This is a genomic window from Xanthomonas phaseoli pv. dieffenbachiae (assembly GCF_008639345.1).
Lineage (GTDB): Bacteria > Pseudomonadota > Gammaproteobacteria > Xanthomonadales > Xanthomonadaceae > Xanthomonas > Xanthomonas phaseoli.
This window is the reverse complement of the sequence record NZ_CP041380.1, coordinates 1,286,563-1,311,158: the sequence shown is the minus strand read 5'-3', so window position 1 is coordinate 1,311,158 and position 24,596 is coordinate 1,286,563. Positions and strand designations below refer to the sequence as shown.

The following is a 24,596-nucleotide window of genomic DNA, read 5'->3' as shown; positions in this document are numbered from 1 at the left end:
GATCCGGTGCACAGGGCAACGGGCCGCGCATGTTGCCATAGCCCCACTCTTTCTGAAAACGCTTTCTCGACAAGCAAATGCAAATCCCGGTGTTTGTCCGACAAACGGTTTGTGGGCGTCCGGTCGCCCTGCGACACATGCCATGCCCGCGTCCCGCAGCAGGTCCGAAGGCACGCGACGCCCCCTGCACCCAGCGTTTCTTGAGCGGCAGCACGGCCGCACCAGGGGTGACCAAGCCGGACGATGCTCGATGGTCGCCCGGCAGCTGGCCGGAACGATGGCGGCAGCTGCTCTGGAACATGCCCAGGCGGCGCTTCCGACGCATTCGCCGGCCGCCAACCCGGCCTATCGCAACATCGGCAAGGCGCGCGGCTTCAGTCGGCCGCCGCTTCCAATGCCTGGCTCAAGCGTTCCACGGCAATGATGTCCATGCCCTTGATGCTGGTGGTCTTGGGCGCATTGGCGCGGGGCACGATGGCGCGCTTGAAGCCATGCGTCGCTGCCTCCTTCAGCCGGTCCTCGCCATTGGGCACCGGGCGGATTTCGCCGGACAGGCCCACTTCGCCGAACGCGATGGTCTTTTCGGACAGCGGCCGGTCGCGCAGCGACGACAGCACTGCCAGCAGCACCGGCAAATCGGCCGCGGTTTCCTGCACGCGGATGCCGCCCACCACATTGACGAACACGTCCTGATCGCCCACCACGATGCCTCCGTGGCGATGCAGCACCGCCAGCAGCATCGCCAGCCGGTTCTGCTCCAGACCCACTGCCACCCGACGCGGGTTGGACAACGGCGAGGCATCCACCAACGCCTGCACCTCCACCATCAGCGGGCGGGTGCCTTCGCGGGTGACCATCACGCAACTGCCGGGCTGCTGGGTGCTGCCACCGGAGAGGAAAATCGCCGATGGGTTGGAGACTTCCTTCAGGCCCTTCTCACCCATCGCGAACACGCCCAGTTCGTTGACCGCACCGAAGCGGTTCTTGAACGCGCGCAACAGGCGGAACCGGCTGCCGCTCTCGCCTTCGAAATACAGCACCGCATCGACCATGTGCTCGAGCACGCGGGGCCCGGCGATGCCGCCTTCCTTGGTCACATGGCCGACCAGAAACACCGCGGTGCCGGTTTCCTTGGCGTAGCGCACCAGCCGGGCTGCGCTCTCGCGCACCTGGCTCACCGAGCCCGGCGCTGCGCTCAACGACTCGGTCCACAAGGTTTGTACCGAATCGGCCACGATCAGCTTCGGCCGCGCCACGCTGGCATGCTGCAGGATGTTTTCGATGCCGGTTTCGGCCAGGGCGTTCAGGCCTTCCAGCGGCAGGTCCAGGCGCACCGCGCGCCCTGCCACCTGGGCCAGCGATTCTTCGCCGGTCACATACAACACCGGCAACGTGGAGGCCATGCTCGCCAGCGCCTGCAGCAGCAGCGTCGACTTGCCGATCCCGGGGTCGCCGCCGATCAGCACCACCGCACCTTCCACCAGCCCACCACCCAACACCCGATCGAACTCGCCGATACCGGTGGAAACGCGCGCCTGCTCGGTCTGCTGCACATCCTTGAGTGCAGTGATCTTGGGCGCCTCGGTCTTGCCGGCCCAGCCGCTACGCCGCGATGCCGCTGGCGATGCCTTGCCGCCCGGCGTGGCGCTTTCGAGCACGATTTCGCTCAGCGTGTTCCAGACACCGCATTCGGTGCACTGCCCCTGCCACTTGGTGTACTCGGCGCCGCACTCGCCGCAGACATAGGCCGTTTTCGCCTTCGCCATCGCTCTTGCCCATCGTTGTTGAAGCAGCAGGATAGTGGCTGACGGTCTCAGTGTGCGCGACGCAGGGCTTTGCGGATTCGGGATTCGGGATTCGGGATTCGGGATTCGGGATTCGGGAATCGGGAATCGGGAATCGGGAATCGGGAATCGGGCAAGTCGACGGCTTGCTGATGTGCAGTGCAAGCGGTGACCGGCTGCGCTCACACAACGGCGGCATGACCGGTGACCACCGGCCATGCCGCTTGGATTCCGCTGATCCCACGTCGGGCAACGACGTGGGCATGCGCCACTCAGCGCGCCTTGTACAACTCGCTCAGGCGATCCGGCTTGCCGGCGATGCGTTCCAGATGCGGGTACAGCAGACCGCCGTGGTAGTCGATGCGGACGGTTTCGTAGCGGTCGCCACGCTTGACCAGCAGCTCGATCGGCGCCGTAGTGCCCTTGGCCGCCTTGATCGCATCCTTGATCACATCGGCGCTGAAGGCGCGGCCGTTGACGGCCACCAGGGTGTTGCCGTTGATGATGCCGGCATTGAATGCCGGGCTGTCCCACAACACCTCGTTGACTTCGCCCGAGCCTTCCAGCGACAGGCCCAGCGAATAGGTCAGGCTGACGTCGTTCTCGTTGCTCTCGTAGGTCTTGATCGCCAGGTTCGGCTCGTCGGTGTAGACCAGCTTCCAGCCATTGGCTTCGATGCCGCCATTCAACGAACCGTGCCCGTCCATGCGCTCGCGCAACAGGCTGGCCCAGTCGTAGGCGGCCACGCCGTTGAGCGTGCTCACGATGTCGTCGAAGGTGTACGGATTGACATCCCAATCGCCGTTCTTCATGCCGAAGAACGCCTTGGCGAAATCGTCGATGGAACGCTTGTTGTTGGTCAGCGCGCGCAGCTTGCCATCCACTTCCAGCCACATCATCTGGCCGCCGGAGTAATAGTCCTCGCTCATCTGGTAGCTGCGGTACGCCTTGGGACGCCGCATCGACATGGTCGGGTCGTTGGTGGTGTCCTGCACCGTGCGCCAGCCCATGCCGGGGCGGCCGCGCTCGTAGGTTGCCGCCACGCCGGCCAGCATCTCGCGTGCCTGGTCCTGCGTCCACAGGCCGGAACGTGCGGCCACCACTTCGCCCCAGAACTGGGTCTGGCCTTCGTACAACCACAGCAGGCTGTCGCCCATCGGCACGTTGAAGTTCGGCGTCGCCAGGTCGGCGCCGCGGCGGTATTTGCCGTTCCAGGAGTGATTGAACTCGTGCGCCAGCAGGTCGCGCATGGTCCAGCTCTTGTCCCACTCGGTGAAGTAATTCGGCGGGCCGCTGTTTTCGCTGGAACGGTGATGCTCCAGGCCGATGCCGCCCAGCTTCTTGGTCAGCGCCAACAGGAATTCGTAATGGTCGAAGTGACGCGCGCCGTACAGCTTGTCCATCTGCTGCACCAGCGCCGCATGCGCCTTGATCTGCTCGGGCTTGGCCTCCAGCGACTTGGCTTCATCGGCGAACACGTTGAGGTAGACCGGCTGCTTGCCGGTGCTCAGTTCCACGCGCTTGTAGTACTTGCCGGCGAACATCGGCGAATCGACCAGGTCGTCGAAATCGATCGGCTTGAAGCTCACCGTGTCGCCCACGCGGCGATCGGTTTCCAGTGCCGTGGCATAGCTCCAGCCGGCCGGCAGCGTGACGCTGGCCTGCGCCTTGATGTTGCGCGCGAAATAACCGGCCGGGTACAGCGCCGTGGTGTTCCACTGCAGGTTGAGCATTTCCGGGGTCATCATCACCCGGCCCTGGTTGCCGGCCTGCGGCGAGAGGAACTTGAACTCGGCCGTCAGTTCGGTGGCGCCCTGTGGCACATCCACCTTGAACGCATAGACGTCGAATTGGTCGCGCTTCCATGGCACCACCTTGCCATCGACCTTGATCACCAGGCCGGCGAGCTTGTCGATCGGCCCGGTCGGCGAATGATTGCCCGGAATCCACTGCGGGTAGAGCAGCGTCATCGGGCCGGGCTTGGCCGGCATGGTGGTCTTGACCTTGAAGATGCGGTGCGCCAGATCGGTGGCATCCACGTCGATCTTCAAGGTGCCATCGAACGGCACGTCCTGCGGCGGTGCGGTTTGCGCAGCTGCCGGCAGCGACAACGCCGCCAACAACGACACGGACAACAGGGTGGGCATTTTCATCGCAACTCCGCAGGTGACCTGGAACAGGCAAGCCCATGATGCTAAGCGCCTGCCTGTGCTTGACCGTATGCCATTGGTCATGCTGCGGGCGATTGACGCATAAAAAAAGGCCGCCAATCACTGGCGACCTCTTCCTCAACCTTGCTGTGATCCGGCGTAGCGCCGTCTCAATGCATCATGTTGACGTTCATGTTGTGCAGCACCCACAGCGAGCCGACGATCACGATGCCGATGATCAGCAGCGAGAACAGGCCAACCTGCACGTTGGAGCGCTGCTCCGGCGTGCGGTCCATGTGCAGGAAGTACACCATGTGCACCAGCATCTGCACTGCGGCCATGACCGAAATCACGACGACAGTGACGCCCTTGGAGAACGCGCCGCTCATCACCATCGCAAACGGGATGACGGTGAGGATCACGGCCATCACAAAGCCGATCAGGTAGGACTTCAGGCCGCCGGCATGCGCGTCGGCAGCGGTATCGGTGTGGTGGTGATTGGCCATTACAGCGCTCCCAGCAGATAGACGACGGTGAACACACCGATCCAGATGATGTCCAGGAAGTGCCAGAACAGGCTCAGGCACGCCAGACGCGTGCTGTTGCGCGCGGTCAGGCCGTTCTTGGAAATCTGGATCACCAGCACGGCCATCCACAGCAGGCCGGAGGCCACGTGCAGACCGTGCGTACCCACCAGGGTGAAGAACGCCGACAGGAACGCACTGCGCCCCGGGCCGGCACCTTCATGGATCAGGTGATTGAACTCCCACACTTCCATGCACAGGAAGCCGATACCCAGCAGCGCGGTGACGGCCAGCCAGCCGTACAGGCCGCCCATCTTGCGCTTGTGCGCGGCGATCATCGCAAAGCCGAAGCTCAAGCTGCTGAACAACAGCAGGAAGGTTTCCACCAGCACGAACTTCAGATCGAACAGCTCCTTGGCGGTCGGCCCGTCCACCGTGGCGCCGGAGAGCACCGCATAGGTGGCGAACAGACCGGCAAACAGCAGGCAGTCGCTCATCAGGTAGACCCAGAACCCGAAGACGGTGTTGCCACCGCCGTCGTGATGTTCGTGGTCGTGATCGTGCCCGCCCGCGTGGGCGGCGTGGTCAAGCGTGGTCGAGGAAGCCATGGTCATACCACCTTCGCGGCCTGCGCCGCCTGTTGCTGTTCGAGCAGGGCGAAACGTGCGTTTTCGATGCGCTCCACTTCGTCGGCCGGCACCCAGTAATCGATGTCGTCATCGAAGGTACGTGCGATGAAGCTGCCGATCATGCCCACCAGGCCGATGATGGCCAGCCACCAGATGTGCCAGATCAGACCGAAGCCCAGCAGCACACTGAAGGCACCGATATAGACGCCGGCACCGGTGTTACGCGGCATGTGGATCGCTTCGTACTTGGACGGACGCACCCAGCCCTTGCCATTCTGCTTGTCGGCCCAGAACTGGTCGCGGTCGTCGATGTGCGGCAGCACGGCGAAGTTGTAGAACGGCGGCGGCGAGGAGGTTGCCCATTCCAGCGTACGGCCATCCCACGGATCACCCGTGTAGTCCATATGCTCCTTGCGCTTCCACACGCTGTAACCGATCTGCACCAGGTTCAAGAAGATGCCCATGCCGATGATCGCAGCACCCACCGCGGCCACGTACAGCCACGGCGCCCACTCGGGGTGGTTGTAGGTGTTCATGCGACGGGTCATGCCCATGAAGCCGAGCACGTACAGCGGCATGAAGGCGACGAAGAAGCCGATGATCCAGCACCAGAACGAGGCCTTGCCGATCTTCTCGTTGAGCTTGAAGCCGAACGCCTTCGGGAACCAGTAGGTCAGGCCCGCCAGGTAACCGAACACCACACCGCCGATGATGACGTTATGGAAGTGCGCGATCAGGAACAGGCTGTTGTGCAGCACGAAGTCCACGGCCGGAATCGCCAGCATCACGCCGGTCATGCCACCGATGGTGAAGGTGATGATGAAACCGATCGTCCACAGCACCGGCGAGGTCATGTGCACGCGACCGCGGAACATGGTGAACAGCCAGTTGAAGATCTTCACGCCGGTCGGGATCGAGATGATCATCGTCGTGATGCCGAAGAAGGCATTGACGTTGGCACCCGAACCCATGGTGAAGAAGTGGTGCAACCACACCACGAACGACAGCACGCCGATGCACGAGGTCGCGTACACCATCGAGGTATAGCCGAACAGGCGCTTGCGGCTGTAGGTGGCGATCAGTTCGGAGAAGATGCCGAACGCCGGCAGGATCAGGATGTAAACCTCCGGGTGGCCCCAGATCCAGATCAGGTTGACGTACATCATGGCGTTGCCGCCACCGTCATTGGTGAAGAAGTGCGTGCCCAGGTACCGGTCGGCACCCAGCAGCGCCAGCGCCACGGTCAGGATCGGGAACGCGGCGATGATCAGGATGTTGGTGATCAGCGCGGTCCAGGTGAAGATCGGCATGCGCATCAGGGTCATGCCCGGCGCGCGCATGCGCATGATCGTCACGAAGAAGTTGATGCCGGTCAGCAAGGTGCCTAAACCGGACACCTGCAGCGCCCAGATGTAGTAATCGACACCGACCCCCGGACTGTATTCCAGTCCCGACAACGGCGGATACGCCAGCCAACCGGTCTGGGCGAATTCACCGACACCCAGCGAGATATTGATCAGCGCCGCACCGGCCACGAACAGCCAGAAGCTCAGCGAGTTCAGGAACGGGAACGCCACGTCGCGCGCACCGATCTGCAGCGGCACGATCAGGTTCAACAGGCCCGTCATGAACGGCATGGCCATGAAGAAGATCATGATCACGCCGTGCGCGGTGAAGATCTGGTCGTAGTGATGCGGAGGCAGCACGCCTTCGCCACCGCCGCCGGCCAGCGCCTGCTGTGTGCGCATCATCGCCGCGTCGGCAAAGCCGCGCAGCAGCATGACCAACGCCACGATGATGTACATCACGCCGATGCGCTTGTGATCCACCGAGGTGAACCACTCTTTCCAGAGATAGCCCCACAGCTTGTACTTGGTGATGGCGCCCGCGATGAGCAGGCCGAGCAGGCCGGCACCACCCAGCGCGACCATGATGATCGGCTCGTGGTACGGAACTGCCTCGATGGTGAGTTTGCCTAGCATCACTTGTCTCCAGAAGTGCACATGGCGACCGGCTCCGTAGCCGATGCCTGATGGTCGCCGTGGCCCTTACTGTGGCCCGGACCATTCATGTATTTGTCGACCAGCGAGCGGAACATGCCGTCCTGCACCGACGAGTAGTAGGTGACCGGATACTGTTCCTTGTCGTTGCGGTTGGCTGCCAGCACCTGGTACTCGGCTGCATTCAACGCGGTCGGCGAGGCCTTGACCTTGGCCACCCAGGCCTCGAAGCCGGCCTGATCGACGGCGTGCGCCTTGAAGCTCATCTTCGAAAAGCCGTGGCCGCTGTAGTTGGTCGACAGGCCAAAGTATTCGCCCGGCTCGTTGGCCACCAGGTGCAGCTTGGTTTCCATGCCCGCCATGGCGTAGATCATGGTGCCCAGGTGCGGGATGAAGAACGAGTTCATCACCGTGTCGGAGGTGATCTTGAAGTTCAGCGGCGTGTGCACCGGGAACGCGATCTCGTTGACGGTGGCGATGTTCTGGTCGGGATAGATGAACATCCACTTCCAGTCCAGCGACACCGCTTCGATGTTGATCGGCTTGACGTCCGAATCCAGCGGCCGGTAGGGGTCCAGCGCATGCGACGAACGCCAGGTCAGCACCGCCAGCACCAGGATGATCACGCACGGGATCGACCACACCACCACTTCGATGGCAGTGGAGTGCGACCAGTCCGGCTCGTAGCGCGCCTTGGTGTTGGATGCGCGATATTTCCACGCGAACGCAATCGTCATCACGATCACCGGGATGACCACGATCAGCATCAGCACCACCGAGGTGATCAGCAGTTGCTTTTCGTCGTGGCCGATCTGGCCTTTCGGATTGAGGATGGCCGAGTTGCAGCCTGCCAGCAGCAGGAAGGGCAACATCAGACCTGGACGAAGTAAACGCCCGAGCTGTTTCAGCGGAATCATCGGTCGATCCAAGTGCGAAGGAACGCCAGCCTCGTTCGTCGTATCCGTCGTGGGATGTACCCGACGCAGCTGTCTTCCTGGAGGAGATGGACTGCGCAGACCGAAGACGCGGGTTAGCGCGCTAATTTTAGTCTTTGCTGCACCTGCACGAAACCCATTGGCAATGATCTGACGCAATAAAAGCGCGCCAATTTGTGCGACATGTTGTCGCAGCGCAGCGCGAGGCAAGAATTGCGCCGTTGCGTTCGCCGAACGGGAAGCGCCTGCGTGGCTGCAACACACGCGAGCAATGCGTGAAACACGGCGCTCGACGCTTCAAAACGCAACTGTGCCGGCACAGGCCGACCCAGTCTTGTAGCGTGGTGCCGGAAATAGGAATCGAACCTACGACCTACGCATTACGAATGCGCCGCTCTACCAACTGAGCTATTCCGGCGAGCCATGAATTGTAGGAGCGCAGCGCCCCTCGGGTCAATCGCTGCGGGTGCTTTGCCCTGCCGGAGGGCGTCGCGTCAGCTGACCAGACGCAAGCGCAGCTCCTTAGGCAGCGCGAACACCATCGATTCCGGCTCGCCTTCCAGTTCGGAGACGCCGGCCGCGCCCAGTTCGCGCAGGCGCGCCAGCACGCCATCGACCAACACCTGCGGCGCAGAGGCGCCGGCGGTCAGGCCGATATGCTGCTTGCCAACGATCCAGGCCGGGTCGATCTCGCTGGCGTTGTCGATCAGGTAGGACTCCACCCCGTCGCGCCGGGCCAGCTCGCTCAAGCGGTTGGAATTGGAGCTGTTGGGCGAACCGACCACCAGCACCAGATCGCACTGGCGCGCCAGATCGCGCACCGCGTCCTGGCGGTTCTGGGTGGCGTAGCAGATGTCGTCGTGGCGCGGCCCCTGCATTGCCGGGTAGCGCGCACGCAGGGCTTCGATGATGCCCATGGTGTCGTCCACCGACAGCGTGGTCTGGGTGGTGTAGGCAAGGTTATCGGGCTGGCGGACATCGAGCGTGGCGACCTGTTCGATGTCTTCGACCAGATAGATCGTGCCCGCCCCGCGCTCGCGGCTCCACTGCCCCATCGTGCCTTCCACTTCCGGGTGCCCGGCATGGCCGATCAGCACCACGTCGCGGCCGGCCCGGCAGTGCCGCGCCACCTCGAAATGCACCTTGGTCACCAGTGGGCAGGTGGCGTCGAACACCTTCAGTCCACGCCGCTCGGCTTCCTGGCGCACCGCCTGCGAGACGCCATGCGCGCTGAAGATCACGGTGGCATCGTCGGGCACCTCGTCGAGTTCTTCGACGAAGATCGCCCCACGCTGCTTGAGGTCGTCGACCACGAAGCGGTTGTGCACGACCTCGTGCCGCACATAGATCGGCGCGCCCAGCGTCTCGATCGCTCGCTTGACGATCTCGATCGCACGGTCGACACCGGCACAAAAACCACGGGGATTGGCGAGCAGGACATCCATGGCGGGCATTCTACGGGACTGAGGGGTGCGGGGTCGGACCGGGCGGCACGCGCCTGCAGGCAGGCTTCAGCGCAGATTCCCGGTTCCCTGCCCCTGCGTGCCGGATTTGTCGAACAACCCGAACACGGCAATCCCAATCGCGCCACCCACGATCGCCGAGTCGGCGATATTGAAGGACGGCCAGGTGTGGCTGCCGATGTACCACTGGATGAAATCCACCACGTGGCCGTGCATCAGCCGGTCGATCACGTTGCCGATCGCCCCACCGATCACCAGCGCATACGGCAGCGCGCTGCGCCACTGCCCGCGCGCAGTGCGCGAGAGCCAGAACGCCAGCAGGCCGCTGATGCCCACCGCCAACGCAGTGAAGAACCACAGCTGCCAGCCGCCGGCATCGCTCAGAAAGCTGAAGGCCGCGCCGGTGTTGTAGGTGCGGTACCAGTTCCAGAAGCCGTCGATCACCGGCACCGGGGTGTACTCGGGCAGGCTGGACAGCACCCAGGCCTTGCTCCACTGGTCCAGGCCGACCACCAGCGCAGAGAGCAGCAGCCAGATCAGGGCCGAGGGATTGGGGCGTTGACTCATGTCGAAGGATCGCAGTTGGTGGCCGCTCCTCCGATGCCGGAGAAGACGCCTGGGTGGGAGACAGTGACGGCAGCGGCAGAAAACGACAGATGCACGATTGCAGGCGGACAAGGATGGCACGGGCGGCTCGACCAGCCGCGCCGCCCCGCCCCGATGCATGCCCCAAGCTTCAGCAAGCCAGGCGCACGGCGGAATGGCCGCCTCGCCGCAGGGCGACCGGGGCTACCCCGGCAGCTGACGCGGGCTGCGCCAGCGCCAGAGGCCAGCCGTGCGTGGCGAGATCCCCGCCACGCACCGCCGGCACAGCGGCGTCAGAACCAGCGACGCTGCTCGCCCGGACCTTCGATATTGCTGACGCAACGGCTGCACAGTTCGGGGTGACGGGGGTCGCTGCCCACGCTGGCCTGGTGATGCCAGCAGCGCACGCACTTGGCCTTGGTCGTGGGCTGCGCACTGACGAAGATGTCGTCGGTGCTGGCCGCGATCACGGTGACATCGCCACTGATGAACAAGAAGCGCAGCTCCTCGGCCAGCGGCTGCCAGCGCGCGGCGGTCTGCGCATCGGCGGCCACGGTGATTTCCGCTTCCAGCGCCGCACCGATCGCGCCGTTGGCACGCATCGGTTCCAGCACCTTGGCCACCTGCTCGCGCAGGACCAGCAACTTGTCGACATCCGCACCGGTCAATGCAGCGTCGGCCGGCAACGGCGCAAGGCCGTCGTACCAAGTGGAAAACAGCACGTTGTCGGCACGCTGGCCCGGCAGGTAGCCCCACAGTTCCTCGGCGGTGAAACTCAACACCGGCGCGATCCAGCGCACGAATGCCTCGGCCACGTGATACATCGCGCTCTGCGCCGAACGGCGGCCGCGTGCGTCCTCGGCCATCGTGTACAGGCGGTCCTTGGTGACATCCAGGTACAGCGAGCCCAGGTCCACGCTGCAGAAATTCAGCAGCGCCTGCACGATCTCGGCAAAATCGTAGCGCGCGTAGGCGGCCACAATTTTTTCCTGCAGCTCGTGTGCGCGATGCACGATCCAGCGGTCCAGCAGGACCATCTCGTCCAGCGCCACCAGGTGCTGCAGCGGGTCAAAACCGTGCAGGTTGCCGAGCAGGAAGCGCGCGGTGTTGCGCAACCGGCGATACGCATCGGCGTTGCGCTTGAGGATCTCCTGCGACAGCGACATCTCGTTGCTGTAATCGGCCGAGGCGATCCACAGGCGCAGGATGTCAGCGCCCAGCGTCTTCATGATGTCCTGCGGTTCGATGCCGTTGCCCAGCGACTTGGACATCTTGCGGCCGTGTTCGTCCACGGTGAAGCCGTGGGTCAGGCACTGCTTGTACGGCGCAACCTTGTCCATCGCCACGCCGCTCAGCAGCGACGACTGGAACCAGCCGCGGTGCTGGTCGGAACCTTCCAGATACAGGTCGGCCGGCTTGGGCAGGCCACGATCCGCAAGCACCGCTTCGTGCGTCACGCCGGAGTCGAACCACACATCCAGGATGTCGGTGATCTTCTCGTAGTCGGCCGCCTCGCTCCCGAGCAGTTCGGAGGCGTCCAGCGTGTACCAGACATCCACGCCGCCCTGCTCCACGCGGTCGGCGACCTGGCGCAGCAACGCGGTGCTGCGCGGATGCGGCTCGCCGGTTTCGCGATGCACGAACAAGGCGATCGGCACGCCCCAGGTGCGCTGCCGCGAGATGGTCCAGTCCGGGCGCCCGTCGACCATGCCGGCGATACGCGCCTGGCCCCAGGACGGATACCAATGCACGTTTTCGATGGCCTTGAGCGCGTCGGCACGCAGGTTGGCCTGCTCCATCGAGATGAACCACTGCGGCGTGGCGCGGAACGCGATCGGCGTCTTGTGGCGCCAGCAATGCGGATAGCTGTGCTCCATCTTGCTGGCCGCCAGCAGCACGCCGGTCTCGCGCAGCGCCTCGATGATGACCTCGTTCGCCTTCCAGATATGCAGCCCGGCCAGCACGGTGTCGCCCAGCGGCGAGGTCGACGGCAGATACACGCCGCGCCCGTCCACCGGGTTGATCTGCGCCGCGCCGTAACGCTCCAGCAGGCCGTACTGCTTGGAGACCTGATAGTCCTCCTGGCCGTGGCCGGGTGCGGTATGCACCGCGCCGGTACCTTCCTCGGCCGACACGTGATCACCCAGCAACAGCGGGATTTCGCGTTCGGCATAGAACGGGTGATTGAGCAGCATCTGTTCCAGCGCCGCGCCCTTGGCGTGGCCGTGCACCACCACCTCGCCCACGCCGTAGCGTGCCAGCGCCTTGGCAGCCAACGCTTCGGCGACTACCAGCCAGCGCGGCTGGCCGCGATCGGCGGGGCCTTCGACCAGCACATAGTCGAGCTCCGCGCCCAGACTCACCGCAAGCGACGCCGGCAGCGTCCACGGCGTGGTGGTCCAGATCGGCACCGCCACGCCCACGCCCGCCGGCAGCCTCGCGCCGAATGCGGCAGCCACCGCACCCGGGTCGCGCGCCGGATAGGCGATATCCACCGTCGGCGACACCTTGTCGGCGTATTCGATCTCGGCCTCGGCCAGCGCCGAACCGCAATCGAAGCACCAGTGCACCGGCTTGACGCCGCGGGTCAGATGACCGTTATCGACCACCTTGGCCAGCGCGCGGATTTCGTTGGCTTCGAAGCGGAAATCCAGTGTCTTGTACGGATTGTCCCAATCGCCGATCACGCCCAGGCGCTTGAAATCGCGCCGCTGCAGATCGATCTGCTCGGTCGCGTATTCGCGGCATTTCTGTCGAAATTCCGCCGCATCGAGCTTGACGCCGACCTTGCCGTATTTTTTTTCGATCGCGATCTCGATCGGCAGGCCATGGCAGTCCCAGCCCGGGATGTACGGCGCATCGAAGCCGGCCAGGTACTTGGACTTGACGATGATGTCCTTGAGGATCTTGTTGACCGCGTGGCCGAGATGGATCTGGCCATTGGCATACGGCGGTCCGTCGTGCAGCACGAACAACGGGCGGCCAGCGGCATTGGCACGCAGCTGCGCGTAGAAGCCCTCGCGCTCCCAGCGCTCCAGCATCGCCGGCTCGCGCTTGGGCAGGTCGCCACGCATCGGAAATTCCGTCGCAGGCAGATGAAGAGTGGCTTTGTAGTCTTGGGTCACAGGAATCTACCGTTGCGCTGGATCTTTTAATAAGTCCGCACACGGATGTGCGGGCTCTTGCGAGGGACTCGCATCTTTATTGCCCGCACACGGATGTACGGGCTGTTGCGAGGGACTCGCAGTGTCTACGGGCTCTTGCGAGGGACTGACCGTCGTTGAGGGTTGGTGCTCAGCACGCATCTGCGCCGCCAGCACCTCACGTGCCTGCTCTGCATCGCGGTGCATCTGCACGGTCAGCGCCTCCAGTCCATCGAATTTTTCTTCGTCGCGCAGCTTGGCGACGAATTCCACGGCAATGTGCCGGCCGTACAGATCGCACTGGAAATCGAACAAGTGCGCTTCCAGCAGCGGCTCCACGCCCGCTACCGTGGGGCGCGTACCGAAGCTCGACACCGACGGCCACGGCCGCTCGGCCACGCCGTGCACCCAGGTCGCATAGATTCCCGACAACGCCGGCGTGCGCGGAAAGCGCAGGTTGGCGGTGGGATAGCCCAAGGTACGGCCAAGTTGCTTGCCGCGCACGACCCGGCCACCAATGGCGTACGGGCGACCGAGCAAGTCGCCAGCGTGGGCGAATTCGCCGGCGCCGAGCAGTTCGCGAATCCGCGTTGCCGAAATCCGCTCGCCATGCAGGTGCACCGGCGCAATCTCGCCCGCCACAAACCCATGCTGCTCGCCAAGCGTGCGCAACAGACCGATGTCGCCGCTGCGTCGATGGCCGAAACGGAATTCCGGGCCAATCCAGACTTCGCGTGCGCGCAGCCGGCCAACCAGCGCCAGCCGCACGAAATCTTCCGCACTCATCTTGGACAGGCGACCGTCGAAACGGATCATGCCCACGCTGTCGGCGCCGAACCCGTACAAGCCTTCGATCTTGGCGCGCGCCAGGGTCAGACGCGGCGGCGGCGCGGCAGGTGCGAAAAACTCGCGCGGCAGCGGCTCGAAGCTCACCGCCACGCCCGGCACACCGAGTGCGCGGGCACGCGCAACGGCGTGTTGCACCAGCGTCCGATGCCCCAGATGCAGGCCATCGAAGGCGCCGATGCAGACCACGCTTCCGCGCGGGAACAGCGTCCCGCCTTCGACGTCTCTAAACAGCCTGCTCATTCCTCGATCCAAACAGATGCCGGCCCGCCGGCCGACCCTCGTTGATACATAACCTGCAAGTATAGCCGTGCCTGTCAAGCCGTATGGGCACCTTGGCGTGGCAGCGCGTCCCGCGTGCGGTACGCGGGGATGCGCAACCTTCAGCCAGTGCAGGCGACCGTGCCGCGCGCATTCGTTCGGCAGTGGCCTCAGCCTTCGCGCAGATGCCGCGGCCGCAGCCCCAGCGCCAACTGCGCGACCAGATACGTCGCCCCGCCAATGCCGACAAGCACCGCGAGCCAGCCGATGCGGTTCCATTTGTCCATCTGCGTAAACGACGGCAGCCACCACAGCAGACTCAACAGCACCGCCGCCATCGCCGCACATGCCAGCAGCAGACGCAGCGCATAGCCACCCCAGCCCGGGCGGCGCTGGTACACCCCCGACTTGCCCAGCCAGTACCACAACAGTCCCAGGTTGAGATAGCTCGACAACGCACTGGCGATACCCAACGCCAGATGCAGGCCCGGCTGCTTGCCCAGCGCCTGCATCACACCCTGCGCCTTGAGTTCGGGCGGCACCATGATCTGGTACACGACCGCCAGCAACGCGAAGTTGAAGACCATGTTGGCGATCAGCGCCGCCACGCCCGCCCGCACCGGCGTGCGGGTGTCCTGGCGCGCATAGAAGGCCGGCAACAGCACCTTCAGCATGGCGTAGGCCGGCAAACCGAAACTCAGACCATAGACCGACATCGCCGTCATGCGGGTGTCGAACGCAGTGAACTGGCGGTACTGGAACAATGTCGCCACCAACGGCTCGGCCAGCAGCAGCAAGCCCAGCATGGCCGGCATCGCGATCAGCAAGGTGGTGCGGAAGCCCCAGTCCAGCGCGCCGGAGAAGGCAGTGCGATCGGTCTTGACATGATGGCGGGCCAGCGCCGGAAGGATCACCGTGCCCAGCGCCACGCCAAACACACCTAGCGGCAGTTCCAGGAACCGGTCGGCCAGCGACAGCCACGACTGCGACCCATCAGCCAGGCGCGCAGCGATCACCGTATCCAGCATCAGGTTGATCTGCGCAATCGACGAGCCGAACAAGGTCGGGATCATCAAGGTCAGCACCTTGCGCACATCCGGATGATTCCAGCCCCAGCGCGGCAGCGTCAGCAGGTCGATGCCCTTGAGCGCCGGCAGCTGGAACAGCAACTGCAGCGCACCGGCCACCAGCACCGCCCAGCCCAGCGCCAGGATCGGGACGTCCAACCGCGGCGCCAACCACAGCGCGCCGGCAATCATGCACAGATTGAGGATGACCGGCGTCAGCGCCGGAATGGCAAAGCGCTGGAAACTGTTGAGCGCGCCGCCGGCCAGCGCCGTCAACGAGACGAACAGCAGGAACGGAAAGGTCAGCCGCAACAGATCGACCAACAAACCGTATTTTTCCGGATCGGTGGCCGCACCATCGGAAAACACCGCGGCCAGTTGCGGGGTGAAGATCAACCCCAGTGCGGTGATCAGCAGCAACATCCCGCCCAAGGTGCCGGACACGCGCGCCATCAGCTCGCGCAGATCGGCATGCGGGCGGGTCTCCTTGACCTCGGTGAACACCGGCACGAAGGCGGTGGCGAACGAGCCTTCGGCGAACAGCCGGCGCAGGAAATTGGGAATGCGGAAGGCCACCCAGAACGCGTCGGTCACCGCATTGGCGCCGAAGGTGGTGGAAATCGCCTGGTCGCGGATCAGGCCCAGCACCCGCGAGATCATGGTCATACTGCTGAATGAGAGCAGGCCTCTCAACATGCCGGGCTTGCTCACGCTGCATCCCTCTTGACAACTGACTTGACGTACATATCCGGGTCCATCATACTTTCGCGCTTGCTTTTTCCACCATACCGATTTTTCAGGAACCCACCACCGTGGCCAATATCAAGTCCGCCAAGAAGCGCGCCAAGCAGACCATTGTGCGCAATGAGCGCAACACCGGTCAGCGCTCGATGCTGCGCACCGCCGTCAAGAAGGTGATCAAGGCCCTTGACGCCAACGATGCTGCAGGCGCCGAAGCCGCTTTCGCCGTTGCTCAGCCCATCCTCGACCGTTTCAGCGCCCGCGGCCTGATCCACAAGAACAAGGCTGCACGCCACAAGAGCCGCCTGACCGCTCGCATCAAGGCCATCAAGGCCGCGTAAGCGACCAGTTGGCGCATTGCCGGGAGCCTGGCTTCCGGCAATACAGAAAAACCCGGCCTTGGCCGGGTTTTTTGTGTGCCTGCGCCTGCACTCAGCCCGCATCGCGTGCATCAAGCTCGTCTTCGCGCTGGCGGTCGAAGAACGCCATCACGTCTTTCATGATCGGGAACGTGCCGTCACGCCCGAGGGCGGACACCAGATACCACGGCGCCGTCCAACCCAACTCGGCCACGATGCCCTCTGCGGCGGCACGCGCCTCGTCTTCGAACATCAGGTCGGCCTTGTTGAGCACCAGCCAGCGCGGCTTCTTCAGCAACTCGGGATCGTGCCGTTCCAGTTCGCGTTCGATGGTGCGCACCTGGTCGGCCGGCGATACGCCATCCACGCCACCATCCATCGGGGCCATGTCCACCAGATGCAACAGCAGGCGGGTGCGCTGCAGATGGCGCAGGAACTGCGTGCCCAGACCGGCGCCGTCGGCGGCACCTTCGATCAGACCCGGAACGTCGGCGATGACGAAACTGCGGTATGCCTCGACACTGACCACGCCCAGATTCGGGTACAGGGTCGTGAACGGGTAGTCGGCCACCTTCGGCGTGGCCGAGGACACCGCGCGGATCAAGGTGCTCTTGCCGGCATTGGGGAACCCCAGCAGGCCGACGTCGGCCAGCAGCTTCAGTTCCAGCTTGAGCAGACGTTCTTCGCCCTCCTCACCGGTGGTGGCCTGGCGCGGCGCGCGGTTGACCGAGCTCTTGAAATGCATGTTGCCCAGGCCGCCCTTGCCGCCCTTGGCCACCAGCAAGCGGTCGCCGTGCTGGGTCAGGTCGCCGATCACTTCATCGGTCTGCACATTGATCACCACGGTACCGACCGGCACCACGATGATGCGGTCTTCGCCGCCCTTGCCGTACGCCTGCCGGCCCATGCCGTTCTCGCCGCGCTGCGCCTTGAAGGTGCGCTCATGGCGGAAATCGACCAGCGTGTTGACGTTCTCGTCGGCCACGATCCAGACGCTACCGCCGGCACCGCCATCGCCGCCATCGGGCCCACCCAGCGGAATGAACTTCTCGCGGCGAAAGCCGACACAGCCGTTGCCGCCATTACCGGCGGTGACCAGGATTTCTGCTTCGTCGACTAATTTCATGGGATGACAACCGGGAATGGAGAATAGGGAATCGGGAATCGGCACAGCGAATGACTGCTTCCTGCCGGCAAGACTGCTCGCCGGCCTGGCTGCAGAATCCGGTCGGGGAGCAGAATCGCTTTTTTCGATTCCTTATTCCCGATTCCCGATTCTCAAACGCAAAACCCCGCCGAAGCGGGGCTTTCCGTCTCGTTCGCCCGGCAGCGTTGCCGGGCGAACTGGCCTGCATGGAGCGGGCGATTACGCCTCGGCAACCACGCTGACGGTACGACGCTTCTTCGGGCCCTTGGTGGAGAACTCCACCTTGCCGTCGACCAGCGCAAACAGCGTGTGGTCACGACCCAGGCCGACACCGGCGCCCGGATGGAACTGGGTGCCGCGCTGACGCACGATGATGTTGCCGGCGTCGATGGCCTGGCCACCGAAGATCTTCACGCCGAGGTACTTCGGATTCGAATCGCGACCGTTGCGCGAGGAACCTACGCCCTTTTTATGTGCCATGACTGGTTCTCCTTACTTCTTGTCGCCACCGGCGATGCCGGTGATCTCGATTTCGGTGTAGTGCTGACGGTGTCCCTGACGCTTCATGTGGTGCTTGCGGCGACGGAACTTGATGATGCGCACCTTGTCGGCGCGGCCGTGGGCCACGACCTTGGCGGTGACCGAGGCGCCCTTCAGCGCATCGCCCAGCTTGATGCCATCGCTATCGCCCAACATCAGGATGGTGTCGAACTTGATCTCGTTGCCAGCTTCGACTTCGAGCTTTTCCACGCGGAGCGTTTCGCCCTGCGCGACGCGGTATTGCTTACCGCCGGTTACCAGAACTGCGTACATGACCAGGTGTTCCTCTGTAGTTATTATGGTCGCCTGACTTGCCCGTGGGGCAGACAGGAGCGGAATTGTACTGACCTAGCCGGTTTCGGGTCAAGTCGCAAGCGGGCCCGCCGCTGCCGGCCCGAACCGGGCTGGTGGAACGCATCATCCGGCCGCCACAACGGCCCCGGCAGACTGGCATTTGGGGCAATTGCCCTCACCTAGGTCGGCGGGTAGGCTGATCGACTGCCACTCATTCCTGCTGAGCACGCTCGCACCACCGCCGGTTCGCCGGCCCGACATCGGATCCCCCATGGCGATGGATTTCATCCGCATCCGCGGCGCGCGGACGCACAACCTCAAGAACATCGACCTCGACCTGCCTCGCGACAAACTGATCGTGATCACCGGCCTGTCCGGCTCGGGCAAGTCGTCGTTGGCGTTCGACACCATTTATGCGGAGGGCCAGCGCCGCTACGTCGAGTCGCTGTCGGCGTATGCGCGCCAGTTCCTCAGCGTGATGGAAAAGCCGGACCTGGACCACATCGAAGGCCTGTCCCCGGCGATTTCGATCGAACAGAAGTCCACCTCGCATAACCCGCGCTCCACGGTCGGCACGATCACCGAGATCTACGATTACCTGCGCCTGCTGTATGCACGCGTGGGACAGCCGCGTTGCCCGGACCACGGCTTCCCGCTGGAGGCGCAGACCGTCAGCCAGATGGTCGATCACATGCTCACCCAGGACCAGGAGCAGCGCTACATGCTGCTGGCGCCGGTGATCCGCGAGCGCAAGGGTGAGCATGCGCAGGTGTTCGAACAACTGCGTGCGCAGGGCTTCGTGCGCGTGCGCGTGGACGGCGAGCTGTACGAAATCGATGCAGTGCCGCCGCTGGCGCTGCGCCAGAAGCACACCATCGAAGCGGTGATCGACCGCTTCCGTCCGCGCGAAGACATCAAGCAGCGGCTGGCGGAAAGTTTCGAGACCGCACTCAAGCTCGGCGAAGGCATGGTGGCGGTGCAGTCGCTGGACGACCCGGCTGCGGCGCCGCACCTGTTCTCGTCCAAGTACAGCTGCCCGGTGTGCGATTACTCGCTGCCGGAGCTGGAACCGCGGCTGTTTTCGTTCAACGCACCGGTGGGCGCCTGCCCCAGCTGCGACGGCCTGGGCGTGGCCGAATTCTTCGATCCGGATCGCGTCGTGGTGCATCCGGAGCTGTCGCTTTCGGCCGGCGCGGTACGCGGCTGGGATCGGCGCAATGCCTATTATTTCCAGCTGATTGCTTCGCTGGCCAAGCACTACAAGTTCGACGTGGACGCGGTATGGAACACGCTGCCGGCCAAGGTGCGCCAGGCGGTGCTGTTCGGCAGCGGCGATGAGGTGATCAGCTTCACCTACTTCACCGATGCGGGCGGGCGCACCACGCGCAAGCATCGCTTCGAGGGCATCCTGCCGAACCTGGAACGTCGCTACCGCGAAACCGAGTCGCCGGCAGTGCGCGAAGAGCTGACCAAATACGTCAGCCAGCAACCCTGCCCTGCCTGCAACGGCACGCGCTTGAATCGAGCCGCACGCAACGTGTTCGTCGCCGACCGCCCGTTGCCCGAGCTGGTGGTGCTGCCGGTCAACGAAGCGCTGAACTTTTTCCGCGGCCTGTCCTTGCCGGGCTGGCGTGGCGAGATCGCGACCAAGATCGTCAAGGAGATCGGCGAGCGGTTGGGCTTCCTGGTCGATGTGGGCCTGGATTACCTCACCCTGGAACGCAAGGCCGACACCTTGTCCGGCGGCGAGGCGCAGCGCATCCGCCTGGCCAGCCAGATCGGTGCCGGCCTGGTCGGGGTGATGTATGTGCTGGACGAGCCCTCGATCGGCCTGCACCAGCGTGACAACGAACGCCTGCTCGGCACGCTGACGCGGCTGCGCGACCTGGGCAACACCGTGATCGTGGTCGAGCATGACGAAGATGCGATCCGCCTGGCCGACCACGTGCTGGACATTGGCCCCGGTGCGGGCGTGCATGGCGGCGAAATCTGCGCGCAAGGCACGCTGGACGACATCCTGAAATCGCCGCGCTCGTTGACCGGCCAATACCTGTCGGGCAAGCGCCGCATCGAGATTCCCAAGCAGCGCCACAAGCCCAATCCGAAGATGATGCTGCATCTGCGCGGGGCCACCGGCAACAACCTGAAGAATGTCGACCTGGACATTCCCGCCGGCCTGCTGACCTGCATCACCGGCGTGTCCGGCTCGGGCAAGTCGACGCTGATCAACGATACCTTGTTCACCCTGGCGGCCAACGAGATCAATGGCGCCTCGCACACCGTAGCGCCGCATCGCGAAGTCGAAAACCTGGACCTGTTCGACAAGGTGGTGGATATCGACCAGTCGCCGATCGGGCGCACGCCGCGCTCCAACCCGGCCACCTACACCGGCATGTTCACGCCGTTGCGCGAGCTGTTTGCGCAGGTGCCCGAGGCGCGTGCACGCGGCTACTCGCCGGGGCGTTTCAGTTTCAACGTGCGTGGCGGCCGCTGCGAGGCCTGCCAGGGCGACGGCATGATCAAGGTGGAGATGCACTTCCTGCCCGACGTCTACGTGCCCTGCGACGTCTGCCACGGCAAGCGCTATAACCGCGAAACGCTGGAGATCCGCTACAAGGGTTTCAACATCAGCGACGTGCTGCAGATGACCGTGGAAGATGCGCTGCGCCTGTTCGAGCCGGTGCCGTCGATCGCACGCAAACTGGAAACGCTGGTCGATGTGGGATTGAGCTACATCAAGCTGGGCCAGAGCGCGACCACGCTCTCCGGTGGTGAAGCGCAGCGCGTCAAGCTGTCCAAGGAACTGTCGCGTCGCGATACCGGACGCACCTTGTACATCCTGGACGAACCGACCACCGGCCTGCACTTCCACGATATCGAAGCGTTGCTTGGCGTGCTGCACAAGCTGCGCGACGAAGGCAACACCGTGGTGGTGATCGAACACAATCTGGACGTGATCAAGACCGCCGACTGGATCGTGGACCTGGGCCCGGAAGGCGGACATCGCGGCGGCACCGTCCTGATTTCCGGCACGCCGGAAGATGTGGCTGCACACAAGGCGTCCTACACGGGGCAGTTCCTGGCCAAGATGCTGCCATCGGTGAAGGCGCGCGAAACGCGTCCGGCGGCGATGGCCAACAAGCCCGATGCGCGCCCTCCGCGCAAGATCAAACCGGAGAAGGTGGCCAAGGCCGCCACATCCGCCACCAAGAAGACTGCGAAGAAGAAGGCAAGCTGATGAGCGAACACAAGATCCTGGCACGCATCCCCATCAGCGTGCGCTGGCGCGACATGGACAGCATGGGCCACGTCAACAACGCCAAGTACATTTCCTATCTGGAAGAAGCGCGCGTGCGCTGGATGCTGGGCGTGCAAGGCGTGGCGATGACCGACCACATCGCGCCGGTGGTTGCGGCCACCAACGTCAACTACAAGCAACCGTTGATCTGGCCCAACGACATCACCGTCGAGTTGTTCGTCGAACGCCTGGGCACCAGCAGCGTGACCATCGGCCACCGCATCTTCGACCAGAAGGACGACAGCAAACTGTACTCCGATGGCAACGTGGTCGTGGTGTGGATCGATACGCAGACCGGCAAGAGCGCCGCGCTGCCGGATGCGGTGCGCGCGGCCAGCAGCTGAATTCCCATCGGCTGCTTCGCTGACGTTGCAGCAGCGCGAAAGATCGGCGGCGGCTCCGTGTGGAGCCGCCGCTTTCATTTCAATGCCGGCGCACGCGCGCAACGGCCATCAGACACTCAAGACCCGGGCGCGCGCTTGCGTGCTTCCAAGGTGGCCTTGATTTGGCGACCGTCCTGCAGGGTAAAGCTCACCGGCACCTGCGCACCTTCCTGCAATGGCGCATTGGCATCCATCAACATCAGGTGCAGGCCACCCGGCGCCAGCGGCACCGATTTGCCGGCAGGCAATGCCAGTTCGGGCACCGCACGCATGCGGCTGACGCCATTGACCTGGGTGGTTTCGTGCAACGAGACATCGGCAAATACGCTGCTGTTGGCAGCAGTGATCTTCAGCGGCTGCGCACAGCCGTTATGAAATTGCCCGAACCCGGCCGCCATGCCCATGCCACCGGGCGGCGGGATGCGGATCCAGCCATTCTTGAATTCGGGCAGGCATTGCGCCGACACGCCCGCACTTGCCGCCAGCGCCAACGCCGCGAGTACCACGCCGGCCCACCTACCCCGCCTGCTTCGACTGCCGTCTATCATGACCTGACCTCCAGGAGCCCCGAATGAGCATCCAGATCTTAGACCATGGCCGTCTTCGCGAAATCCGTCTGGCGCGCCCGCCGGTCAACGCGCTGGACAGCGCGTTGTGCCAGGCATTGAGCGTCGCGGTGCGGCAGGCGGGCGAGGAAGTCGATGGCATCGTGCTGTCGGGCAGCGAGCGGATTTTTTCCGGCGGCATGGATGTGCCGCATCTGCTGGCGCACGGTACCGACCGCACGGCGCTGTTGGCTAGTTGGACCGCGTTCTTCGATGCGGCGCAGGCGCTGGCCAACAGCCGCGTGCCGGTGGTAGCGGCCATCGGCGGGCATGCGCCGGCCGGCGGCTGCGTGCTGGCGTTGTGCTGCGACTACCGGGTGATGGCGCGCAGTGCCGATACCGCAAGACCCTATACGATCGGCCTCAACGAAGTGCAGGTAGGCCTTGCTGCGCCAGAGGGGATCCAACGCCTGTTGCGCCGCGTGGTGGGTGCGCATCGCGCCGAGCGCCTGCTGATCTCCGGGCACCTGCTGCCGGCCGAACAGGCGGTCGCGATCGGACTGGTGGACGAACTGGTCGATGGCGAGCTGGTCACCGCACGCGCGGTGGCGTGGCTGCAGGAGCTGCAGCAGCTTCCCCGCCAACCGATGTTGACCACGCGCGCGATTGCGCGTGCCGACCTGCGTGCGGCATTGGCGCCGGAGTTGATCCAGCTGGAGCGCTTCATCGATGGCTGGTACGCGCCGGATGCGCAGACCGCGCTGCATGGCCTGGTGGCGCGCCTGCAGAAGGCCTGAACCCCGCCCCCGCGGCGCCCCTTGGGCGGGCCGGTATACTCGCAATCCGTTGCATGCCCAGGCCAGCCCCTTGTCCGCCACCGCCGAACCCGTCGTCTCCGAACTGATCAGCCTGCTGTCGCTGGAGCGCCTGGAAGACAACCTGTTCCGTGGCCAGAGCCGCGACATTGGCACCAAATACGTGTTCGGCGGGCAGGTGCTGGGCCAGGCGTTGTCGGCAGCGCAGGCCACGGTCGAAAACGGGCGTCAGGCGCATTCGCTGCATGCGTATTTCCTGCGTGCCGGCAATATCGACCACCCCATCGTCTACGACGTCGATCGCACCCGCGATGGCGGCAGTTTCTCGGTGCGCCGGGTCACGGCGATCCAGCACGGCAAGGTGATCTTTTTCTGCGCCGCCTCGTTTCAGGAGCGCGAAGACGGCGCCGAGCATCAGTCGGCGATGCCGGTGGTGCCGCCACCGGAAGACATCGAACCGGCCGCACCGCTGGCACCGGAGGTGTTGGCCAAGCTGCCGGCCAAGGTGCAGCGCTGGCTGTCGCGCGGCGGCCCGTTCGAGTTTCGCCATGTCTTTCCGCGCGACGAACTCAAGCCGCCAAAGCGCCCGCCGTTCCAGCAGATGTGGCTGCGCCTGAACGATCCCATCGGCGAGGATGTTGGCTTGCATCAAGCGCTGCTTGCGTACGCGTCGGATTTCCAGTTGCTCGGCACCTCGACATTTCCGCACGGCATCAGCTATTACACGCCGAACGTGCAGATGGCCTCGCTCGATCATGCCCTGTGGTTTCATCGTCCGTTCCGTACCGACGACTGGCTGCTGTACTCGCTCGACAGCCCCACCGCGCAGGGCGCACGCGGTCTGGCCCGCGGACAGTTTTTCACCCGCGACGGCGTGCTGGTGGCTAGCACCACGCAGGAAGGCCTGATCCGGGTAGTGCCTGAGGGCAGCGCGATTGCCGTGCCGGCCAGGGGGTAGACCGCACACCGCGACAGCGCGGCACGCTGCGTGAGGCCAGTGCGCACCCCGACTGGGTCGAAGGCAACCGGCCACCGCGCCCCGCGCACTGCAGACACCGCAAGCTGGCATGCTTGCCTGCCATGGGCA

Annotated in this window: 20 protein-coding genes and 1 tRNA gene; 5 read left to right on the top strand and 16 right to left on the bottom strand. The window is 64.4% G+C overall.

All coding sequences use genetic code 11. The features are described from left to right. Positions 1-374 precede the first annotated feature (374 nt). The 12 genes from radA to murJ all read right to left on the bottom strand — a co-directional run bounded on the left by radA (position 375) and on the right by murJ (position 16,083). Positions 375-1,766, bottom strand: a complete 1,392-nt coding sequence (gene radA / locus FLG15_RS06100; RefSeq protein WP_057679519.1) for a DNA repair protein RadA — start codon at positions 1,764-1,766, stop codon at positions 375-377. A gap of 290 nt (positions 1,767-2,056) precedes the next feature. After that, positions 2,057-3,937, bottom strand: coding sequence for a M61 family metallopeptidase (locus tag FLG15_RS06095; protein WP_209225444.1), 1,881 nt, complete (start codon positions 3,935-3,937; stop codon positions 2,057-2,059). A 167-nt stretch (positions 3,938-4,104) separates the two neighbouring features. Continuing rightward, positions 4,105-4,440 (bottom strand): cytochrome o ubiquinol oxidase subunit IV, encoded by a 336-nt coding sequence (cyoD, locus tag FLG15_RS06090; RefSeq protein ID WP_017156584.1) that lies wholly within the window; start codon positions 4,438-4,440, stop codon positions 4,105-4,107. Beyond that, positions 4,440-5,072, bottom strand: coding sequence for a cytochrome o ubiquinol oxidase subunit III (cyoC, locus tag FLG15_RS06085; RefSeq protein ID WP_008577121.1), 633 nt, complete (start codon positions 5,070-5,072; stop codon positions 4,440-4,442). Before cyoC ends, cyoD begins: the two co-directional genes overlap by 1 nt. Further along, positions 5,069-7,069: a cytochrome o ubiquinol oxidase subunit I gene (cyoB, locus tag FLG15_RS06080; protein WP_003484298.1), complete on the bottom strand. Its 2,001-nt coding sequence runs from the start codon at positions 7,067-7,069 to the stop codon at positions 5,069-5,071. Before cyoB ends, cyoC begins: the two co-directional genes overlap by 4 nt. After that, positions 7,069-8,004: a ubiquinol oxidase subunit II gene (cyoA, locus tag FLG15_RS06075; protein ID WP_011346764.1), complete on the bottom strand. Its 936-nt coding sequence runs from the start codon at positions 8,002-8,004 to the stop codon at positions 7,069-7,071. Before cyoA ends, cyoB begins: the two co-directional genes overlap by 1 nt. Before the next feature lie 360 nt (positions 8,005-8,364). Then, positions 8,365-8,440: transfer RNA gene (locus FLG15_RS06070), tRNA-Thr, on the bottom strand. A gap of 76 nt (positions 8,441-8,516) precedes the next feature. Continuing rightward, complete coding sequence (gene ispH / locus FLG15_RS06065; protein WP_014089639.1) at positions 8,517-9,467, bottom strand: 4-hydroxy-3-methylbut-2-enyl diphosphate reductase; 951 nt, start codon at positions 9,465-9,467, stop codon at positions 8,517-8,519. Positions 9,468-9,533: 66 nt separating this feature from the next. After that, positions 9,534-10,052, bottom strand: coding sequence for a signal peptidase II (gene lspA, locus FLG15_RS06060; RefSeq protein WP_057677382.1), 519 nt, complete (start codon positions 10,050-10,052; stop codon positions 9,534-9,536). 311 nt (positions 10,053-10,363) lie between these two features. Beyond that, a complete protein-coding gene (gene ileS, locus FLG15_RS06055; protein WP_150145688.1) occupies positions 10,364-13,195 on the bottom strand; it encodes an isoleucine--tRNA ligase in 2,832 nt (943 codons plus the stop codon). Between the two features lie 6 nt (positions 13,196-13,201). Beyond that, complete coding sequence (locus tag FLG15_RS06050) at positions 13,202-14,302, bottom strand: bifunctional riboflavin kinase/FAD synthetase (RefSeq protein ID WP_150145686.1); 1,101 nt, start codon at positions 14,300-14,302, stop codon at positions 13,202-13,204. Positions 14,303-14,490: 188 nt separating this feature from the next. Beyond that, positions 14,491-16,083, bottom strand: a complete 1,593-nt coding sequence (gene murJ / locus FLG15_RS06045) for a murein biosynthesis integral membrane protein MurJ (protein ID WP_057677385.1) — start codon at positions 16,081-16,083, stop codon at positions 14,491-14,493. A gap of 116 nt (positions 16,084-16,199) precedes the next feature. Between murJ and rpsT the strand changes: the two genes are divergently transcribed. After that, positions 16,200-16,469 (top strand): 30S ribosomal protein S20, encoded by a 270-nt coding sequence (gene rpsT / locus FLG15_RS06040; RefSeq protein WP_003484323.1) that lies wholly within the window; start codon positions 16,200-16,202, stop codon positions 16,467-16,469. A 91-nt stretch (positions 16,470-16,560) separates the two neighbouring features. Here the strand turns inward: rpsT and obgE are convergent, their stop codons facing one another. From obgE to rplU, 3 genes are all read right to left on the bottom strand, one after another. Continuing rightward, positions 16,561-17,613 carry a GTPase ObgE gene (obgE, locus tag FLG15_RS06035; protein WP_057677386.1) on the bottom strand — a complete coding sequence of 351 codons (1,053 nt, stop codon included), beginning with the start codon at positions 17,611-17,613 and terminating at the stop codon, positions 16,561-16,563. A 240-nt stretch (positions 17,614-17,853) separates the two neighbouring features. Beyond that, positions 17,854-18,114 carry a 50S ribosomal protein L27 gene (rpmA, locus tag FLG15_RS06030; protein WP_003484326.1) on the bottom strand — a complete coding sequence of 87 codons (261 nt, stop codon included), beginning with the start codon at positions 18,112-18,114 and terminating at the stop codon, positions 17,854-17,856. 12 nt (positions 18,115-18,126) lie between these two features. Then, the gene (rplU, locus tag FLG15_RS06025) at positions 18,127-18,447 is read right to left on the bottom strand and encodes a 50S ribosomal protein L21 (RefSeq protein WP_003484328.1); all 321 of its coding nucleotides are present in this window, start codon (positions 18,445-18,447) and stop codon (positions 18,127-18,129) included. A gap of 292 nt (positions 18,448-18,739) precedes the next feature. On the opposite strand from rplU, the gene uvrA reads away from it, so the two are divergent. Further along, positions 18,740-21,706, top strand: a complete 2,967-nt coding sequence (gene uvrA, locus FLG15_RS06020) for an excinuclease ABC subunit UvrA (RefSeq protein WP_057677387.1) — start codon at positions 18,740-18,742, stop codon at positions 21,704-21,706. Next, positions 21,706-22,110 (top strand): acyl-CoA thioesterase, encoded by a 405-nt coding sequence (locus FLG15_RS06015; protein ID WP_057677388.1) that lies wholly within the window; start codon positions 21,706-21,708, stop codon positions 22,108-22,110. The genes uvrA and FLG15_RS06015 overlap by 1 nt, the downstream gene beginning before the upstream one ends. A 116-nt stretch (positions 22,111-22,226) precedes the next feature. On the opposite strand, the gene FLG15_RS06010 is transcribed toward FLG15_RS06015, so the two are convergent. Next, entirely contained in the window at positions 22,227-22,655 is a 429-nt protein-coding gene (locus FLG15_RS06010; RefSeq protein WP_057677389.1) for a copper chaperone PCu(A)C, read from the bottom strand. Between the two features lie 65 nt (positions 22,656-22,720). On the opposite strand from FLG15_RS06010, the gene FLG15_RS06005 reads away from it, so the two are divergent. Together FLG15_RS06005 and tesB are read left to right on the top strand one after the other, a co-directional pair. Continuing rightward, entirely contained in the window at positions 22,721-23,491 is a 771-nt protein-coding gene (locus tag FLG15_RS06005; protein WP_150145684.1) for an enoyl-CoA hydratase/isomerase family protein, read from the top strand. Positions 23,492-23,561: 70 nt separating this feature from the next. Beyond that, positions 23,562-24,467 (top strand): acyl-CoA thioesterase II, encoded by a 906-nt coding sequence (gene tesB, locus FLG15_RS06000; protein WP_057677390.1) that lies wholly within the window; start codon positions 23,562-23,564, stop codon positions 24,465-24,467. Positions 24,468-24,596: the final 129 nt, after the last annotated feature.

Coding starts and splice junctions, on each gene's coding strand:
- rplU (WP_003484328.1), bottom strand. CDS start 18,447: ATGTACGCAGTTCTGGTAACCGGCGGTAAGCAATACCGCGTCGCGCAG.
- ispH (WP_014089639.1), bottom strand. CDS start 9,467: ATGGATGTCCTGCTCGCCAATCCCCGTGGTTTTTGTGCCGGTGTCGAC.
- cyoB (WP_003484298.1), bottom strand. CDS start 7,069: ATGCTAGGCAAACTCACCATCGAGGCAGTTCCGTACCACGAGCCGATC.
- radA (WP_057679519.1), bottom strand. CDS start 1,766: ATGGCGAAGGCGAAAACGGCCTATGTCTGCGGCGAGTGCGGCGCCGAG.
- uvrA (WP_057677387.1), top strand. CDS start 18,740: ATGGCGATGGATTTCATCCGCATCCGCGGCGCGCGGACGCACAACCTC.
- obgE (WP_057677386.1), bottom strand. CDS start 17,613: ATGAAATTAGTCGACGAAGCAGAAATCCTGGTCACCGCCGGTAATGGC.
- FLG15_RS06095 (WP_209225444.1), bottom strand. CDS start 3,937: ATGAAAATGCCCACCCTGTTGTCCGTGTCGTTGTTGGCGGCGTTGTCG.
- FLG15_RS06005 (WP_150145684.1), top strand. CDS start 22,721: ATGAGCATCCAGATCTTAGACCATGGCCGTCTTCGCGAAATCCGTCTG.
- FLG15_RS06015 (WP_057677388.1), top strand. CDS start 21,706: ATGAGCGAACACAAGATCCTGGCACGCATCCCCATCAGCGTGCGCTGG.
- lspA (WP_057677382.1), bottom strand. CDS start 10,052: ATGAGTCAACGCCCCAATCCCTCGGCCCTGATCTGGCTGCTGCTCTCT.
- murJ (WP_057677385.1), bottom strand. CDS start 16,083: ATGTTGAGAGGCCTGCTCTCATTCAGCAGTATGACCATGATCTCGCGG.
- FLG15_RS06050 (WP_150145686.1), bottom strand. CDS start 14,302: ATGAGCAGGCTGTTTAGAGACGTCGAAGGCGGGACGCTGTTCCCGCGC.
- rpmA (WP_003484326.1), bottom strand. CDS start 18,114: ATGGCACATAAAAAGGGCGTAGGTTCCTCGCGCAACGGTCGCGATTCG.
- cyoD (WP_017156584.1), bottom strand. CDS start 4,440: ATGGCCAATCACCACCACACCGATACCGCTGCCGACGCGCATGCCGGC.
- cyoC (WP_008577121.1), bottom strand. CDS start 5,072: ATGACCATGGCTTCCTCGACCACGCTTGACCACGCCGCCCACGCGGGC.
- cyoA (WP_011346764.1), bottom strand. CDS start 8,004: ATGATTCCGCTGAAACAGCTCGGGCGTTTACTTCGTCCAGGTCTGATG.